Annotated in this window: 16 protein-coding genes and 1 pseudogene; 8 read left to right on the top strand and 9 right to left on the bottom strand. The window is 72.5% G+C overall.

All coding sequences use genetic code 11. The features are described 5' to 3' along the window. The first annotated feature begins 495 nt into the window (after window positions 1–495). A complete protein-coding gene (locus tag OG534_RS01765; protein ID WP_326586281.1) occupies window positions 496–1,284 on the top strand; it encodes a hypothetical protein in 789 nt (262 codons plus the stop codon). Window positions 1,285–1,409: 125 nt separating this feature from the next. Here the strand turns inward: OG534_RS01765 and OG534_RS01760 are convergent, their stop codons facing one another. Both OG534_RS01760 and OG534_RS01755 read right to left on the bottom strand, forming a co-directional pair. Next, window positions 1,410–2,498 (bottom strand): response regulator, encoded by a 1,089-nt coding sequence (locus OG534_RS01760; RefSeq protein ID WP_326586280.1) that lies wholly within the window; start codon window positions 2,496–2,498, stop codon window positions 1,410–1,412. Continuing rightward, window positions 2,491–2,727 (bottom strand): hypothetical protein, encoded by a 237-nt coding sequence (locus tag OG534_RS01755; RefSeq protein ID WP_326586279.1) that lies wholly within the window; start codon window positions 2,725–2,727, stop codon window positions 2,491–2,493. Before OG534_RS01755 ends, OG534_RS01760 begins: the two co-directional genes overlap by 8 nt. A 304-nt stretch (window positions 2,728–3,031) precedes the next feature. Here OG534_RS01755 and OG534_RS01750 point away from each other — a divergent pair, with 304 nt between their 5' ends. Both OG534_RS01750 and OG534_RS01745 read left to right on the top strand, forming a co-directional pair. After that, window positions 3,032–3,196, top strand: coding sequence for a hypothetical protein (locus OG534_RS01750; RefSeq protein ID WP_326586278.1), 165 nt, complete (start codon window positions 3,032–3,034; stop codon window positions 3,194–3,196). 51 nt (window positions 3,197–3,247) lie between these two features. Continuing rightward, on the top strand, window positions 3,248–4,231 hold the full coding sequence (locus OG534_RS01745; RefSeq protein ID WP_326586277.1) for a hypothetical protein: 984 nt from the start codon (window positions 3,248–3,250) through the stop codon (window positions 4,229–4,231). Between the two features lie 78 nt (window positions 4,232–4,309). Here OG534_RS01745 and OG534_RS01740 read toward each other — a convergent pair whose 3' ends face one another. Beyond that, window positions 4,310–5,740 carry an amidase gene (locus OG534_RS01740; protein WP_326586276.1) on the bottom strand — a complete coding sequence of 477 codons (1,431 nt, stop codon included), beginning with the start codon at window positions 5,738–5,740 and terminating at the stop codon, window positions 4,310–4,312. 136 nt (window positions 5,741–5,876) lie between these two features. On the opposite strand from OG534_RS01740, the gene OG534_RS01735 reads away from it, so the two are divergent. After that, a complete protein-coding gene (locus tag OG534_RS01735) occupies window positions 5,877–6,479 on the top strand; it encodes a TetR/AcrR family transcriptional regulator (RefSeq protein WP_326586275.1) in 603 nt (200 codons plus the stop codon). A gap of 65 nt (window positions 6,480–6,544) precedes the next feature. Here OG534_RS01735 and OG534_RS01730 read toward each other — a convergent pair whose 3' ends face one another. Continuing rightward, window positions 6,545–7,273 carry a GbsR/MarR family transcriptional regulator gene (locus tag OG534_RS01730; protein WP_326586274.1) on the bottom strand — a complete coding sequence of 243 codons (729 nt, stop codon included), beginning with the start codon at window positions 7,271–7,273 and terminating at the stop codon, window positions 6,545–6,547. Window positions 7,274–7,538: 265 nt separating this feature from the next. On the opposite strand from OG534_RS01730, the gene OG534_RS01725 reads away from it, so the two are divergent. From OG534_RS01725 to OG534_RS01715, 3 genes and pseudogenes are all read left to right on the top strand, one after another. Beyond that, entirely contained in the window at window positions 7,539–8,531 is a 993-nt protein-coding gene (locus tag OG534_RS01725; protein ID WP_326586273.1) for a hypothetical protein, read from the top strand. Window positions 8,532–8,948: 417 nt separating this feature from the next. Next, window positions 8,949–9,430, top strand: a pseudogene (locus OG534_RS01720) (hypothetical protein); the annotation flags it as partial. A gap of 76 nt (window positions 9,431–9,506) precedes the next feature. Continuing rightward, complete coding sequence (locus OG534_RS01715; protein WP_326586272.1) at window positions 9,507–9,680, top strand: hypothetical protein; 174 nt, start codon at window positions 9,507–9,509, stop codon at window positions 9,678–9,680. On the opposite strand, the gene lysA is transcribed toward OG534_RS01715, so the two are convergent. Then, on the bottom strand, window positions 9,677–11,041 hold the full coding sequence (lysA, locus tag OG534_RS01710; RefSeq protein WP_326586271.1) for a diaminopimelate decarboxylase: 1,365 nt from the start codon (window positions 11,039–11,041) through the stop codon (window positions 9,677–9,679). The two genes, OG534_RS01715 and lysA, sit on opposite strands and share 4 nt — an antisense overlap. 14 nt (window positions 11,042–11,055) lie before the next feature. Further along, window positions 11,056–11,322, bottom strand: coding sequence for an SAV_915 family protein (locus OG534_RS01705; protein ID WP_442807023.1), 267 nt, complete (start codon window positions 11,320–11,322; stop codon window positions 11,056–11,058). Window positions 11,323–11,707: 385 nt separating this feature from the next. Between OG534_RS01705 and OG534_RS01700 the strand changes: the two genes are divergently transcribed. Beyond that, window positions 11,708–12,220 (top strand): universal stress protein, encoded by a 513-nt coding sequence (locus tag OG534_RS01700; RefSeq protein WP_326586269.1) that lies wholly within the window; start codon window positions 11,708–11,710, stop codon window positions 12,218–12,220. Window positions 12,221–12,236: 16 nt separating this feature from the next. On the opposite strand, the gene OG534_RS01695 is transcribed toward OG534_RS01700, so the two are convergent. Genes OG534_RS01695 through OG534_RS01685 form a run of 3 tightly spaced genes read right to left on the bottom strand, consistent with a single transcriptional unit; the run spans window position 12,237 to window position 15,524 of the window. After that, the gene (locus tag OG534_RS01695) at window positions 12,237–13,391 is read right to left on the bottom strand and encodes a Kelch repeat-containing protein (protein ID WP_326586268.1); all 1,155 of its coding nucleotides are present in this window, start codon (window positions 13,389–13,391) and stop codon (window positions 12,237–12,239) included. Further along, window positions 13,388–14,575 (bottom strand): Kelch repeat-containing protein, encoded by a 1,188-nt coding sequence (locus OG534_RS01690; RefSeq protein ID WP_326586267.1) that lies wholly within the window; start codon window positions 14,573–14,575, stop codon window positions 13,388–13,390. The genes OG534_RS01695 and OG534_RS01690 overlap by 4 nt, the downstream gene beginning before the upstream one ends. Further along, window positions 14,547–15,524 (bottom strand): Kelch repeat-containing protein, encoded by a 978-nt coding sequence (locus OG534_RS01685; protein ID WP_326586266.1) that lies wholly within the window; start codon window positions 15,522–15,524, stop codon window positions 14,547–14,549. Before OG534_RS01685 ends, OG534_RS01690 begins: the two co-directional genes overlap by 29 nt. Between the last annotated feature and the right edge of the window lie 251 nt (window positions 15,525–15,775).

The raw sequence follows: 15,775 nt of genomic DNA, 5'->3' as shown, positions 1-15,775 counted from the left end.
GAGACAGGTGGCTGTGGCGGGCCGGGGTGCACCCGACCCGCCACAACAACCCGGTCCGGCTCGGGTGATCCGGCCAGGGCACGACTGGAGGGCCGCCGTTCGCTCCACGCCGCGTGGGTCGGTCACCTGGTGCTCGGCGCAGATGCCCGCACGCGACTCACGACGCCTGCGGGCTGTCATCGCTGCCTTCCACGCCTTGAGCGACGGCCCCCCGGCAACCTCGCCCGAGGCGATCGGGCTGCAACAACGGCCTGAGACGCTGGTCCCTTTGCCTCCGAAGGGAGACCGTGCCGGGGACGGTCGAGGGAGGTTCGGCGTAGGCCACGCAATCGGCAATTTTGCCGCCGCCCGCGGGCTCCGTCAACAACCGTCACCTGTCCAGCGCACACCGACACCGCGCTGCACCGTGAGGACGACCGTTCACCGGACCAGTACAACCTTCCGCCCGCCGCGCGAGTCGCATCCCGGACGTACCTGATCCACCAGGGAGAACGCATGAACATCGCGGGCGGCAGACCAGACGGCAGACGAGGCAAGGCGGCCGCGGGGCTGCTGCTGGCGGCGGCCCTGACCGCGGGCTGCACCGCCGCGGACCCGGCCGGTCCCGCGGCTCCGAAACCGCTCCAGGCCACGGCCACCGCCGCGGGGGGCGGCGCACCCTCCACGCCGGTGCCGCCACCCGCAACCCGCCCGCTCGACGCCGCCGAACTGCTCACGGCCGCCCTGCCGGACGGCGAGATCGGCCCCGCCGGATCCAGCGAGAAGAAGGTGTACGCACGCGACCTGGCGTGGGCCCCCAAGTCCATCAGCGTTCCCGATTGCGTGCTGATCGTCGACCCGTACCGGGACAGGTCGCAGCCCACGACCGTGGTCCAGACCTTCCGCAGCGAGGAGAATCTCGAGTGGACCGGCGCGACCACACTCACCGCCCACCCCGGACCGGCCGCGGCCGCCGCGGAGTTCAACCGGCTCCGCAAGGGCCTGCAGGGCTGCCGCGAGTTCCGCACGCCCGGCGCCGGCGTCGGCACACGTACCACCCTCGCCGAGGGACGGGCGCCCGCGCAGGGCGACGAGGCCGTGGCCTACACCCTGACGTCCTGGACCGATGTCAGTGACATCAACCCCGACGCGAAGGAGATCCGCACCATCCGCAGGTCCACGGTGGTGCGGATCGGCTCGGTGATCGCCGAGTTCGAGCTGGAGCCGTCCCCCTCGGTGGAAACCATGGAGTTCCCCACCGAGCTCATGACCCGTCAGGTACAGCGGCTACGCAACCTCCGCTGACCGCCGACCGCGGCTTGTCGATCAGACGCTCGGCGATCCCGCCGAAGGCGGGGAGAGCGAGGAGGGCCGCCGCGTGGTCGACGGGAGCGGCGAGGGCGAGGACGATCCAGGCGGCTGAACGGGCGTCACGGGTGGCGTTCGAGATAGATGCTGGTGAAGACGGCAACCTTGGCCCGCAGGACCCAGGGGTCGAAGGGCTTGGCGATGTAGTCGACCGCTCCGGCGGCGTAACCGCGGGCGGAGTGTTCGGGATCCGTGCCCATCGCGGTGAGGAAGATGATCGGCACGTCACGGGTGCGTGGTCGGCGTTTGATGTGCGCGGCGGTCTCGTAGCCGTCCATGTCGGGCATCTGCACGTCCATGATGATGACCGCGAAGTCGTCGTGGTCCAGGAGGGCTTTGAGTGCTTCGCGCCCCGAGGAGACGGCGACGAGTTCCTGGTCGAGGGTGGACAGTACGGCGCTCATGGCGAGCAGGTTGTTGGGCTGATCGTCCACCACGAGGATCTTGGGCATGCCCTTGGGCGCCGGCCCGGTGGCGGGCAGGGGGACCGCGGTCTGCTGAACCTGTTCGACGGCCTCGAGCTGCCGTTCCAGGAGCGCGCACCGTTCTTCCGCTTCGCTGTGCTGCTTCTGGGCGGCGAGCAGCTCCGTGCAGAGCCGGGCCACTTCGTCCTGCAGGGTGTCCCGTTCCCGAAGGAGTTCGGAGACGTCGGGGTGGGCGGCCGCCAGGCGGTCCGCCCGTTCCCGCTCGGTGCTCCATTCGGCTTCCAGGTGGTTCAGGCGCACTTCCAGGTCGGCGATGCGGTGCTGGCGATCCAGCAGGGCGTCCCCCAGTACGTCGCCGCGGACGGTAGAGCGGCGCGAGACCCTGTCGGCGTCGGCGAGCTGCTGTTCCAGTACTTCCATGGCGTGCTTGGGCGAGGTGCTGACGGTGAGGGCGGCGCGGTGCAGGCCGCGTAGGAGCTCGATGGCCTCGGGGGTGGCGCTCAGCCCCCGGTGCTCGGCGAGGTCGGTGAACAGATCCATCACCACCTCCCAAGGAGGCACTCGGGTTCCGCTCAGGTAGCGGGAGAGCGTGCCCGGATCACGGGTCCGGCGGGCAGCATACCTGCGCACCGAGACGTCCAGCCCGTCGAACAGTTCCCGTAACGCCTGTGCCAGAGCCCGGGCTTCCTGCGGTAGAGCGTGCCCGAGCGGCCGGAGTTCACCCACGACGGTTCCCCCTCCCGGCGCCCTTCCGGGAGGGGGACTGCCCCTCGGAGTCCGCCGCGACCAGCCGATTGAAGAACGGCACCGCGAGGCCGGCGGCCGCCAGACCGCACAGCAGGCTGCGGGCCGTCCCTTCGCCGGCGAATGCCGTCAGCACGCCGGCGACGGCTCCTGCCAGGGCTGCCAGCAAGAGCACCAGAGCCGCCCGCAGCGACAACAGTGAATGGTCCATCACGTCCCTCGTCTTGAAATTCGCACCAGGCCGGACCGGGCGCTCCACGGCTCTTCCGGCAGAAGCCGGAGGAGAGACCCACAGCATGGAACGTGAACGGACCGTTGCGCCCGGGCAACAGGGATATCGGCAACGTTGGCGGACATCTGGCACCACGGGGCAGTCCTTGCAACGCCGTTCCCGCCCGTCAGCGGGCATACCGACGGATCCGGAAGCGTGGCAACGGCCGCATCGGTGTCGGGTGTTGCAACAGGCCGAGACCGAGACGCCGCCGACGGCAATCGTTCGGGCAGGGTGCGGGGTGATGAGCTACCACGACGAGACGTCCCGCACCCTTTCATACGCCTCCCACGACTGCCTGGAGGGCCTGCTGCAGCGGGGGCGCGGCCTGGGCGCGATACGGGCGCACCAGGATGCGGACGAGGCCGCCGCGTTCGTGTACGACGGGATCCGCCGGGACTGGAATTAGGACTACCAGACCGACATCCGCTACCTCTACCAGGCGCGGCTGATCCGGGACTTGAACCTGTCGCCGAAGCCGGTCGTCGACCAGCTGGCGGGGGACGAGGAGGAGTGGTCGCGGGCGGCCGACGTGCTGGTGCTGCTCGCCGTCGCCGGTTCGGACGAGGCCCGCGAGGGGCTTCGGACGTACGTACGGGAGGGTGAGCACTGGGCCCGCGTACTGGAGTCGGTCGCGGACAGCTGGCCGGGCGAGTGGTGGGAGGACCTGGGCGACGTCGCGCGGGCCCGGATCGGCGGGGAGGAGGATCTTCCGTGGTCCTTCGAGCCGTGGAGCCGGTTCGGGCTCGAGGTGCCGGGCCGGCGGTTTCCTCCGCGACCCTCGCTGGACGGGCTGAGCGACGAGGAGCTGCTCCTTCTGCTGGCCGCCGACGACACGGAGTCCGGCACGACCTCCGGCACGACCTCCGGCACGAAGGCCGACGCACTGCGGGCGCTGGCCGGCCGGGAGCCGGCCGAGGGACTGCTCCCGCTGGTGCCCTCACTCGGCACCGGGAACGGCCGTCGGCCCCTGCCCTTCCTCCGGCGGGCGGTCGACCGACTGGGAGCCCTCGCGGTGCCGGCGGCCCGCGGGTGGGCCGTGGACGAGCGGGAGTGGCTGTCCCGGCTGGGGACGGACGTCCTGGCCGACCACCCCGGCCCCGAGGCGATACCGGGGCTCGTGGCCGAACTCGCCGACCAGTGGGAGGCACGCGTCTGGTGCGGCCCCGACGAGACGGCGAAGCGGCTGGCCCGCTTCGGACCCGAAGCCGCCGACGCCGTTCCCGTCCTGCGGGCCTACTGGCTGCACACCCCGCACTCGTACGAACGGGCCGGCTACCTGCAAGCGCTCGCCGCGATCGACCCGACCGGGCTGGACGACGCGTACACCGAGTCGCTCTGGGACTGCGAGAAGCGGACACGGCTGCTGGGCATTGCCTCGGCACCCCACCGACCACAGACCATGGAACGGATCGCCGTGCTGCGCGACGACACGATGCGCTGACGCGATGTTGACGCGGCCCTCGCGGAGGTCGGTCGTCGGAGGAGCCGATGGTGCGCGAGCCCTCCGTGGTCCAAGGGCTCAATCGGCCCGGACTCCCGCGCGCGGGTCGACCGGTGTGAGGACTCCGAGCCGGTCCTCGATCGCCTGGGCCGCGCCCAGGCACAGGTCTTCCCGGAACGCGCGCCCGACGATCTGTACTCCGCAGGGGAGCCCGTCGGCCATCCCGGTCGGTACGGCCACACCGGGTACGCCCACGAAACTCGTCACGGTGCACAGACGCATTCCCGACCCGACCCGGTCCCTGCCAGACCTGTCACGCGACTCCAGCCCCGGCTCGACCGGCGGCTCGGTGAAGACCGGGCCGAGCAACAGCGGGTAGTCGTCGAGGAATTCGGCCCACGAGCGGCGGATGTTCATCCAGGTGCCCATCAACTTCATGAACTCGTCCGCGCTCGCGGGCGGAGTCTGCTCCATCATCATCTCGATATAGCGGTCCCCGCCCTCGCCGAGCAGTTTGCGCACCACCGGCCAGGTCGGGGCGAACTCGGTCACGGTGATCCGGCCGTACGCCTCCAGGGCCTCGTCCATCCGCGGTACGTCCTGCACCTCGCGCACGTCGTACCCGGCGTCGCGGAGCGCGTCGGCCGCGGTCGCGACGGCTCCGCGAATCGTCGGGTGGACGCCGTGCCCGCCAGGATCCGCCACCACCGCGACCTTCACCCGTCCGGAGAGCGGCTCGCCGTACGCCGGCACCGGCACGGCGCGCGGGTCTCGCGGATCGGTCCCGGCCAGCGCTTCGTAAGCGAGCCGAAGATCGCCCACGCTCCGGGCCAACGGACCGTCGGTGACCAGGATCTGGGACGCCGGGCCGGGGTCGTCCGGGCCGAGAATGCGGTGGTCGGCGGGGAACCGGCCCGTGGACGGCTTCAGCCCGGCCACACCGCAGAACTGGGCCGGGATGCGCACCGACCCGCCGGAGTCGTTGCCGAGCCCGAGCGCCGCCATGCCCGTGGCCACGGCCACCGCGTCGCCCCCGCTGGAGCCGCCCGGAGTCCGGCTGCGGTCCCACGGGTTGACCGTGTCCCCGAACAGCTCGCTGCGCGTGTGCATCCCCGCCAGGATCAGGGTGGGGATGTTGCTGTGCCCGATGGGGATGGCCCCTGCCGCGCGCAGCCGAGCCACGGGGGGCGCGTCGGCCGGCGCCACCAGATCGCGGAAACGCTCCGTGCCGAACGTGGTCGGCACGCCTTCGATCGCGGTGCTCTCCTTCACCGTGAAGGGCACGCCCGCGAGCGGCCCCAGCGCTTCACCGGCGGCCCGCCGACGGTCCATCTGTGCCGCGGCCTCACGTGCGCGCTCCGCCAGGAGCTGCGTGACCGCGTTCACCTGCGGGTTGACCTCGGCGATCCGCTCCAGGTGGCTGTCGACCAGTTCGACCGCCGAGACTTGTGCGCTGCGCACCGCCTCCGCCTGCGCGGCGGCCGGCATCTTCCACAGGGCGTCCTGCATGGCTGTTCCCTCCCCATCCCGTACCGATGCGCTTGCATCGGAATCGAACCGTACCCCTGGAAGCGATGCGAGCGCATCGGATAAAGTGCTGCGCAAGCAGAGCGCCGTGCGATGTGCAACGAGGAGGGGACCAGGCATGCCCAGGCAGGTGGATCACGTGGGCCGGCGCCGCCTCATCGCCGAGGCCGTCTGCCACCTCGCCGACGAACGGGGGCTGGAGGGTGTGACCCTTCGCGACGTCGCGGCCCGCGCGCAAGTGTCGATGGGCGCCGTTCAACGGTGCTTCCGCACCAAGGAAGAGATGCTCGTGTTCGCTCTCGGGTACATCGGCGAGCGGATCATGGAGCGCGTTCAAGTCCGCCTCGTCAGGAGTCCTGCCCAGTCGGCCGGCACCGCCCTGGGGTACGCGGCCACCGAGATCTCGCTGCTCCGGGAAGAACACCGGGCCGAGGCCAGGGTCTGGCTCGCCTTCGTTGCGCAGGCGACGGTCAGCGAGGTGCTCGCGAGGACGCTCAAGGCGAACTACGCCACTTTGCAGGAGGCGTTCACCCGCCTCATCTCGGAAGCCGGTGAGGGCGCCGGCCATGCCGTGCCCCTCGATCCGCAACGCGAGGCCCGCGCGCTACTGGCCCTCGCGGACGGCCTCACCGCGCACGTCCTCATCGGCCACCTCACCTCGCAGGAGGCGTACGACGTCCTCCACGCACACCTGGCCGGCCTCTGGGGGCACCGGTCGTAGGGCGAGACCAGGAGACCAGGAGACCAGGAGACCAGGAGGCCGGGGCACCCGTCCCCGCCGGCGCCTCAGCCGGGTGTGCTTCGCCTCGTGGCATCGGCCTGCCGCCATTCCTCGGCTGCCTTGACCATGGTCCGGCCGACGTGCTCGAAGAAGTGGCCGATGTCTTGCATCCGGGTGCCGGCGGGTGTCGCGGTACCGAGGACCTGGGCGCCGCGCAGGGCGAAGTCGGCCAGCATGGTGTTCTGACGGGCGCTGGCCATCCAGCCGCGGAACCAGGCATCGGCGTCGATGACGTACCGGTCGCGTCGTCGGCCGGTGTCGCGCTCGCGCCGGATGAGCTCCTGCTGTTCGAGTTCGCCGACGGCCTTGGAGACGGAGGCGGGGCTGACCTGGAGGCGCTGAGCGAGCTCGGTGGCGGTCAGGCTGCCGCCATCGGTGACGTAGAGGCACGTCAGTACCCGGGCGGTCATTCGCGGGAGACCCGTGCCGATCATCATCTCCGTGAACTGTTCCTCCAGTTCGAGGACGGCCTCCGGGTCGCGTCCGTGTACGTCGCTCACGGTCGGGGAGGTGGTCGGGGCCGCGGGCTGCTTGCGGCGGCGGGCGCGTCCTGTGGTCGCGCGATGTGCCGCGTCGGCCCGATAGGCGGCGGGGCCGCCGTTGCGGGCCACCTCCCGGGTGACGGTGGAGATGGGCCGGTCCAGGCGGCCGGCGATGTCGGTGTAGGTGAGTCCCTCCCTCAACCCCTCGGCGATCTCCTGTCGTTCGTGGTGGGTCAGTCTGCCTCCGGGCATCGGCATTGCCTCCGTATCAGGTCCGCGGGTGTGGCCAGTATTGCGTTCGCGGCCAGCCCATTGCAAACATCGTTGAGGTTGTATTTGCATTCGCCTCCATGGTCATTGCAAGAGATTCTCGCTCCTACCTGCGCAATCTCTGATCTAGCCGCCTTTCTGATTGACGAAAGAGTGAATGCAATTTAGCGTTCAGTCATTCGCGAACGAGCGAAGTGATCTGAGCAGGCCCGGACACGGGCTGCTCGCCGGCCTGATCGGAGCTCTCATGACGCCCTTACTCACGCACGTGCGTGCCTGGCACCGGCCGCTGGTGGTCTGTGCCGCCCTCATGCTCGGCTTGGTGCTCGTCTCCGGCGTCGGGACCGTCGTCGACGGACGGATGCTGCTGGACGAGTCGGTGTGGGTGAAGCCGCTCAAGTTCGGCTTCGGCTTCGGCCTTTACGCGGTCACGCTGGCATGGCTGCTGACCAAGCTGACCAGGGGCAGGCGGCTGGGACGATGGCTGGGCACCGTCTTCGCGGTAGCCGCCACCGTCGAGGTGGGCGCCATCACCGCCCAGGCGGCGCGCGGCACCTTCAGTCACTTCAACGCGGACCAGACCGACCCGGTCACCTTGGCCCTGGTTCCCCTCCTCACCTTCGGCGTGATGGTCATCGTCATCGCGCAGTTGATCCTCGCGATCGTCGTCCTGATCCAGCGCACGGGCGGAGCGGCGCTGAACCGTGCCATCCGCTCCGGTCTCGCGCTCGCCACCTTCGGCATGGTCGTGCCGGTCTTCTGGATGGTCACCGAGATCCACTCCCGTACGGTGACCGACGCCAACGGCCACTCCGTGCAGATGTACCAGGGCCACGGCATCGGTGACCCCGACGGCCACGGCATGCCCCTCACCAACTGGAGCGTGACCGGGGGCGACTTCCGGGTACCGCACTTCTTCGCCCTGCACGGCATCCAGGTGCTCCTCCTGATCGCCGCGGTACTGGCCGCATTGGCCGCCGAGCACGTATGGCTGCGCGACGAGAAGGTACGGGCCCGCCTGGTCGGCAGTGCCGCCCTCGGCTACACGGGGCTGGTCGCGGTGGTGACCTGGCAGGCGTGGCGCGGACAGTCCCTCATCCATCCGGACGCCGCCACCCTCCTGGCCCTCGTCGCGGTGCTGCTGCTCACCGCGGTGACCACCGCACGAGTGATCGTGACCGCCAAGCGCGCCACGGCCCGACCGGCCGAGAGCCCGGAACCTTCCCGGTCGGCGCGCTGACACCACTTCCCTGCCCCGAACGAACCGAACTCCTGCCCACCGCAAGGGGGGCGGACAACCGCCCCGGCCACCTCCTGGCCTGGTCGGCCGGCTTCCGCCTGACCCGCGAGTACGTCCACTACGCCACGGGCCCCTCGCGCCGCACAGCAGAGTGCCGCGCCGGACGGACGTGCGGGTGTCCGTGTCGAGACGCCGCCACATCGCGGGATCGCGGACGAGGACGGCCGGGTCGATCACGGCCCGGCCGCCTTCCGTGTCCCGGAGGATCATCCGCTGAGACACCCCGTCGGACCACCGGATCGAGACGGGGGAGTCGGTGCGGACGGTGTCCGTCACCAGCAGTCCGCGGGCGCTCAGCAGACCGGGCCGGGTGGAGACCCGGGGCGGCAGCAGGATCACGAAGACGAGGGCGGCCAGGCCGGTCCAGAGGGCGCCGCGGGTCGTGTCGAGCCGGCCGACGCCCGCGTCCAGCGCGAGCAGGGCAGCGAGCAGCAGGGAAGCGACGCCAATCGCCGATCGCCTCTCGCCTTCACCCTGGTCGCGTTCCTGGTGACCTGGATCTTCGGCGCCGACGTGGACGCTCAGGGCGGCGCGTACGCCACCGGTGTCCTCGTCCTGATCACCTCGGCGGCCGTCGCCGTGACCATCGCCGCCCGCCGGGCGCGCGAGCGCGGCTGGACCATCGGCTTCGGCGTCATCTCGGCCGCCCTCCTCCTCCACGTACGCGACGAGACCGGGCAGCGCCCCCACATCTGCTTCGAGTGGACCGAGGGAACCCGATGGCCAACTTCCTCCGGTTCTGCCTCTTCGGCCAGCGCGAAGTCGCCCCCGTCACCCGCGAGGTCATCCGCGAGGCCGAACCGGACCGCGCCCGCCGCCCCCACGTCCACGCCGGCTGAGCATCCGCGTCAAGACGCCGACAGGAATCCCGCCGGACCCTCGCCACAGGAAGGGTCCGGCGGGATTCTCACTGATGTGACCACTCGCTCCCGCCCCGACCGCGCCATGCACCGGACCGTACTCGTCCTCGCGGCGGCCGGCCTGACCCTCATCGCCACCGGCGCCGTCCTGGACGCCCTGTGGCTGCTCGGCATCGGCGTCTGGGGAGTGATCACCGCGATCGCGATCGAGCTCGTCTACCGCCCCTAGCCGCCGATGTCCCTGCTGCGGAAGTCCTCCAGCGTCTCGCGCCTGACCAGCACGCGGGACGTGCCCTCGTGGACGGCGATCACCGGAGGACGCCCCACCATGTTGTATCCGGAGGCCATGGACAGCTGGTACGCGCCCGCCACCGGTACGGCCAGCAGGTCACCGGGGTGGATGTCGCCCGGCAGCTCCACGTCTGCGGCGAGGACGTCCCCGGCCTCGCAGTGCCGGCCGACGACCGTGGCCGTGCAGGTGTCGGCGGTGGAGTGGCGGCCGATCAGGCGGGGTGCGTAGCGCACCCCGTACAGGGCGGGGCGCGGGTTGTCGCTCATGCCGCCGTCGACGGCGACGAAGACCGTTTCGCCCGTGTGCTTGACGGCGAGCACGCGGTACAGGGCGACCCCTGCGGGACCGGCGACGGCCCGCCCCGGTTCGATGACGAGCCGGGGCACGGTCAGACCCGCGGCGGCGCAGCTCTCGCGGACCTCGGCGCGGAGGCAGCGGGCGAGGGCGGTGAGGTCGAGGGCGGGTTCGCCGGGCCGGTAGGCGATGCCGTGGCCGCCGCCCATGTCCAGCTCCGGCAGGATGATGCCGTGCGCGTCGCGGATGCGGGCCATCAGGCCGACCATGCGGCGCAGGGCCACCAGGTAGGGCTGCACCTCGGTGATCTGCGAGCCGATGTGGCAGTGCAGGCCCGTCAGTTCGAGCTGACGCCGGCCGAGTATGCGCGCGATGGCGTCCTGCGCCGACCCGTCGGTGAGTGAGAGCCCGAACTTCTGGTCCTCCGTACCGGTGCGGATCTTCTCGTGGCCGCCGGCCGAGACGCCCGGCACCACCCGCACCGTCACCTTCTGGATCCCCTCGGGCCCGACGGCGGCCGCGATCCGGGCGATCTCGGACGGACTGTCGATGACGATCCGGCCGACCCCGAACCGCAGCGCCGCCTCGATGTCCCGCGGCGACTTCGCGTTGCCGTGCAGCACGATGCGCTCGGGCGGGAACCCCGCGGTGACGGCGAGCTCCAGCTCACCGGCGGAGCAGACGTCCAGGCCCAGTCCTTCCTCCTCCACCCAGCGCACCATCGCGCGGGAGAGGAAGGCCTTGGCGGCGTAGAGGACGTCCGCTCCGGGGAAGGCGTCCCGGTACCTGCGGCACCGCCCGCGGACCTCGCCCTCGTCCAGGACGTAGGCCGGTGTGTCGAACCGGTCGGCGATCTCTCTCAGGGACACCCCGCCGACGGCCAGGTCGCCGTGCGGAAGCGGGGTCGTGGACGCGGGCCATACGGACAGTTCACCGGTACTGGTACTGGTACTGGTACTGGTACCGGCACCGGCCGGAGTCGAGGAGAGGGCGGCGGTGGTCATGGTGAAGGTCCCCTTCAGGCGGTCCGGGCAGCGATGTCGGGTGTCTGCAGGACCGGAGCAGTGACCGGACCAGTCGCCGTCCCGGTGACCGCGGGTGCGGTGAGGGCCGGGTCGACGGTCAGCAGCGACGCTCCGATCGGTTCGGCCATCGTGCGGAGCGCGGCCTCGGAGAGCCGGATCCAGCGCTGGCCGGCGCCGAGCGTCGCGGCCAGCCGCTCCGCACTGGTGAAGCCCACGGCAGTACGCGCTCCCAGCGGGGTGCGGAACAGGCGTACCGCCACCTCAGCCCTTCCCGGCAGGACCGGCACGTACAGGGGCCCGGCCGGGACACGTTCTTCAGGCTCCGGGTCGTCTTCGTACTGGAACAAACACATGAGGCCCTCCCAGAGGAACCACGAGTGGCGGTTGAGGCCCCGGATGCGGGGAGGCAGCCCGGGGCACGGCAACGAAGCTATCCCCGCGTTCCCCCGTCCGAGGCTGCTCCGTAACGGGGCTCTAACGGCGAGCGGCCAAGTCCATACGGATCACTGACGCCGGATCCGGGCTGCGTCGGGAAACCGGCATGGTCACCGCTCTCGGCGTGAGAGAGCCGTCAACAGCCGCACCGAATTCTCCGCGGAGCCCTTTCATGTGAACCAGCGGACGAGGAAGCAGGAGGCACAAGCCGTGCGGAGAGTCGTGGTCGGTGTGACGGGCAGCCCGGGAAGTCTGACCGCGCTGCACAGGGCGGCAGCGGAAGCCCGCGTGCGCGATGCGGAACTGCGGGTTGTCCTGGCCTGGCAGTCGCCGGGCGGTGAACTCGGCAGCCGCAACGGGCTCGGGCCCGCTGCCCTGGAGGAATGCCGCGCCGCGGCCGTCGAAAGACTCCGCGAGGTCCTCGGTACGGCCTTCGGGGCGGCGAAAGCGGGTGTCACTCTTGCCGGGCTCACGGTGCGGGGCACTGCGGGCGCGGCCCTCGTGGACACCGCCCGCGGCCCGGAGGACCTCCTCGTGGTCGGCACGGGCTCCCGCGCCCCGCTGCGCCGCCTCGTCCGCCCCTCGGTGGCCCGCTACTGCCTCGCGCACGCCGCCTGCCCCGTCCTGGTGGTACCGCCGTCTCCGCTCCAGGCCGAGCCGCAGTCCGTACACCGTCGCAACGTCTGGAGAATTCCGCTGGACCCGCGGGAGCCGGCCCCATGACGGGAACCCATCACGGTCACCCGTGCGTGAACAGTTCGCTCGTGCGCGTCAGCCGGTGGTGGCCGCCCGACGGCGTGGACGGGCCCGTGCGGACCGAGCCGGCCGTCACCAGGATCCGGCCGTCGGCCAGGGGCACCGCGGCGAAGCCGGTGCGGCCCACCGTCATTCCGGCCGCGGCCGACCAGCTCCGGGACAGCGGGTCGTAGCGTACGGCGCTGCTCAGGCCCGCGTCGTGCAAGGGCTCCGTGCTGCCGCCGACGACCAGGACCTCGCCCGAGGCCAGCGCGACCGCCCGGTGCAGGGACCGGCCGCAGGGCATGTCCGGCTCCCGGGTCCAGGTGCCCCGCCCCGGGTGGTAGCGCTCGGCGGTGGACAGACTGTACGGGTCCACCCGTCCGTCGGGACCGATGTCTCCGCCCGGGCCGCCGCCGGTGGCCAGCACGGATCCGTCCGGCAGCGGTGTCAGTTGGTGGGCGGTGCGCGGCGAGGCCAGACCAGCCGTGGGAGCCAAGGTACCCGTGCCGGGGTCGTAGCGCTCGCAGTGCGCGAGAGCGACGCCCCCCGACACGTCCCGGCTCGTCGCGGTCCAGCCGCCGGCGACCAGGACGCTGCCGTCCGCCAGGGCCACCGCCGGGTGGTGCGCCCTGCCGTCGGCGAGGTCGCCCGTCGCGGTCCACCGTCCGCCGCCCGCCGGGTCGTAGACCTCGGCCGAGGTCAGCGAGCGCTCCGAGTCCCCCGAGCGGCGGTCGCTGCCGCCCACCACGAGGACCCGGCCGTCGGCGAGCACCGTCGCGGAGTGCGCACAACGGGGCTGACCCATGGGCGCGGTGTCCGTCCAGTGTCCGGCCACCGGGTCGTAGACCTCGGCCGTGGTCAGCGGACGGACCGGGAAGGCCAGTGGGCCGCTGTAGCCACCGGTCACCAGGACCCGGCCGTCGGCGAGGACCGTGGTCGTGTGCATCCGCCGGGCCGTGCGCAGCGGCGCCGTCGGCGACCAGGTTCCCGTGGCCGGCGTGAACAGGGCGGCCTCGGCCGTCGCGGTCAGCCGCGCGTCCGCCCCGCCCGCGAGGAGGACCCGGCCGTCGCAGAGCCGCACCGCGCCGCTCGCCGCGCCGAACACGTTGCGCTCCCACGGCAGGTCGCCGACGGGCGCCCAGTGTCCCGTGCTCATGGTGTGAACACCTCCGCTTCGCTCGCGGCGACGTCCGCGGCGAACACCGGTGCGGCGACGCCCGTACGGGAGACTCCGCCCGCCGCGAGCACCCGGCCGTCGGCGAGCGAGGTCGCGCCGAACGCCCAGCGCCCGGTGTGCAGGGGCCCGGCCGGGGACCAGCGGCGGGCGACCGGGTCGAAGCGCAGCGCGCTGGGGAAGCCCACGTCCAGGGCAGCGGGGTCGGCGCCCCCGAGCACCAGGACCTCTCCGGAGGGCAGCGGCAGCGCCCGGGGGTAGGCACGGGTCCACGGCAGCGGCGCCTCGTCGTGCCAGGTGCCGGCCGCCGGGTCGTAGCGCTCCACCCCGGTCGGGCCGTACGGGTCGAAGCGGGCGTCGTCCGAGCCCGAACGTCCGCCGCCCACGGCGAGGACGGTGCCGTCGGGCAGCGGGACGGCCTGATGGCCGAACCGGGCGTCGCGCATCGCCCCGGCCGCGCTCCAGGTGTCGGTCTGCGGGTCGTAGATCTCGCAGAGGGCCAGCGCGGTCGGCACGATGCGCCCCGCGGCCGCCATGCCGCCGACCGCGAGGGGGCGTCCGCCCGGCAGCGGCGCCGCGATGTGGTGCCAGCGGGCGTCGGCCATCTCCCGGGCGGGTGACCAGGTACCGGTGTCCGGGTCGAAGAGCTCGGCGGTCGTCAGGGTGGCGACGGTCCGTGCGTCACGGGGCCGGTTGCCGCCCGCCACGAGCACCCGGCCGTCCGGCAGCAGCGTGGCCGAATGCCCGTACCGGGCACCGGACATGGGTTCGGCCGGTGTCCAGGTCCCGCCCTCGGGGTGGTAGAGCTCGGCGCTCGCGAGGGTGCGCGGCGGGAAGGCCTGAGGCCCGGTGATGCCGCCCGCGGCCAGGACCCGGCCGTCCCGGAGCACCGTCAGCGAGTGGGTGCGGCGCGCCTCGGACAGCCCGCCCGTCCCGGTCCATGTGCCCCGGGCCGGGTCGTGGAGCGCCGCGGCGGGCAGGGCCTGCAACAGTCTGCCCGCGCCGCCGGCGGCGAGGACCCGGCCGTCGAGGAGGGTGACGGGGCCTTCGTACTGGCCGTGCCAGTAGACCAGCGGGAACGGCAGGGCACCGGCCGGGGCCCAGCGGCCCGAGACCGCCGACAGCGGCGGCGGCCGGTCACCCCCGTCCGTCACGACCAGACGCATCGTCGTCCTCCTCCCGGGTGAGGTTCGCGGGGGTGTAGATCTCGGTGGTGGCGGTGACCTCGTCCTCGCCGAGGACGGGCGCCGCAGGCCCTGAGCGGGTGAGTCCGCCGATGGCAAGGGCCCGGCCGTCGTGGAGCGCGACCGCGGCCGGCGCCCAACGGCCCTCCACCGTGCCGAACTCCGTCGACCAGGTGCGGGTGCCCGGGGCGTAAACCATGGCGTTCTGGTAGCCGACGGCGAGCGAGATGTCGTCCGTGCCGCCGACCACGAGCACCTCGCCCGAGCGCAGCAGGACCGCCCGGTGGTGGCTGCGGCCCCACGGCATGTCCGTGTCGGGGCTCCACGTGCCGGTGCCGGGGTCGAACCGCTCCGTGACCCACTGGCTGTAGGGGTCGAACGCCCAGTCGTCGGGGCGGAAGCCGCGCATGTCGCCGCCGGTCACGAGCACCCCGCCGTCGGGCAGGAGGGTCGCCTGGTGACCCTTGCGGGCGCTGGTCAGGGTGCCGGCCGGTGTCCAGTCGCCGCTGTCCGGATCGTACGTCTCGCAGTACCCCAGCGCCCCGTAGTGGCCCCGGCCGGCCGCGAGGACGCCGCCGACCATCAGGACCCGGCCGTCGTCGAGCGGCACCGCCGGGTGTCCGAAACGGGCGTCGGTCATCGGCCGGGCCTGCGTCCACTGCCCGGTGACCGGGTCGTACAGCTCGGCCGTGCGCAGGGTGTACGGGGAGGGTCCGGGGCGGGCGGTGGCGCCGCCGGCCACGAGGACGCGGCCGTCCGGGAGCCGGGTCGCCGAGTGGGAGAAGCGGGCCTGACGCAGGCCGCCGGTGGGCGTCCAGCGTCCGGCGGCCGGGTCGAGGACCTCGGCGATGGCGAGTCCCTCGGCCGGGCCGTCGGGAGCGCGGGAGATGCCGCCGACGGCGAGGACCCGGCCGTCGTCGAGAAGGGTCACGGTGTGCAACCTGCGGGGTGTCCACATCGGTTCGGGCGCCGACCAAGCGCCGGCGACCGGATCGTAGACGGCCGTGGCAGCGGTGGGCGTGCGGCGCCCGTCCTCCCCGCCGGCGAGGACCACCCGACCGTCGTCGAGGAGGACGGCGGCGTCGGCGGGCTGGCCCCAGAAACCGGGATGGGGAAGCGGGCCAGTGGCGGTCCACGTGCCGGGGGCCGCGGCGGCCCCGGCCCGGCTCGCGCCCTCCGGAC

The organism is Streptomyces sp. NBC_01294, assembly GCF_035917235.1.
GTDB classification, from domain to species: domain Bacteria; phylum Actinomycetota; class Actinomycetes; order Streptomycetales; family Streptomycetaceae; genus Streptomyces; species Streptomyces caledonius.
The sequence above is the reverse complement of the archived record's forward strand: the minus strand, read 5'-3'. Positions and strand labels throughout refer to the sequence as shown.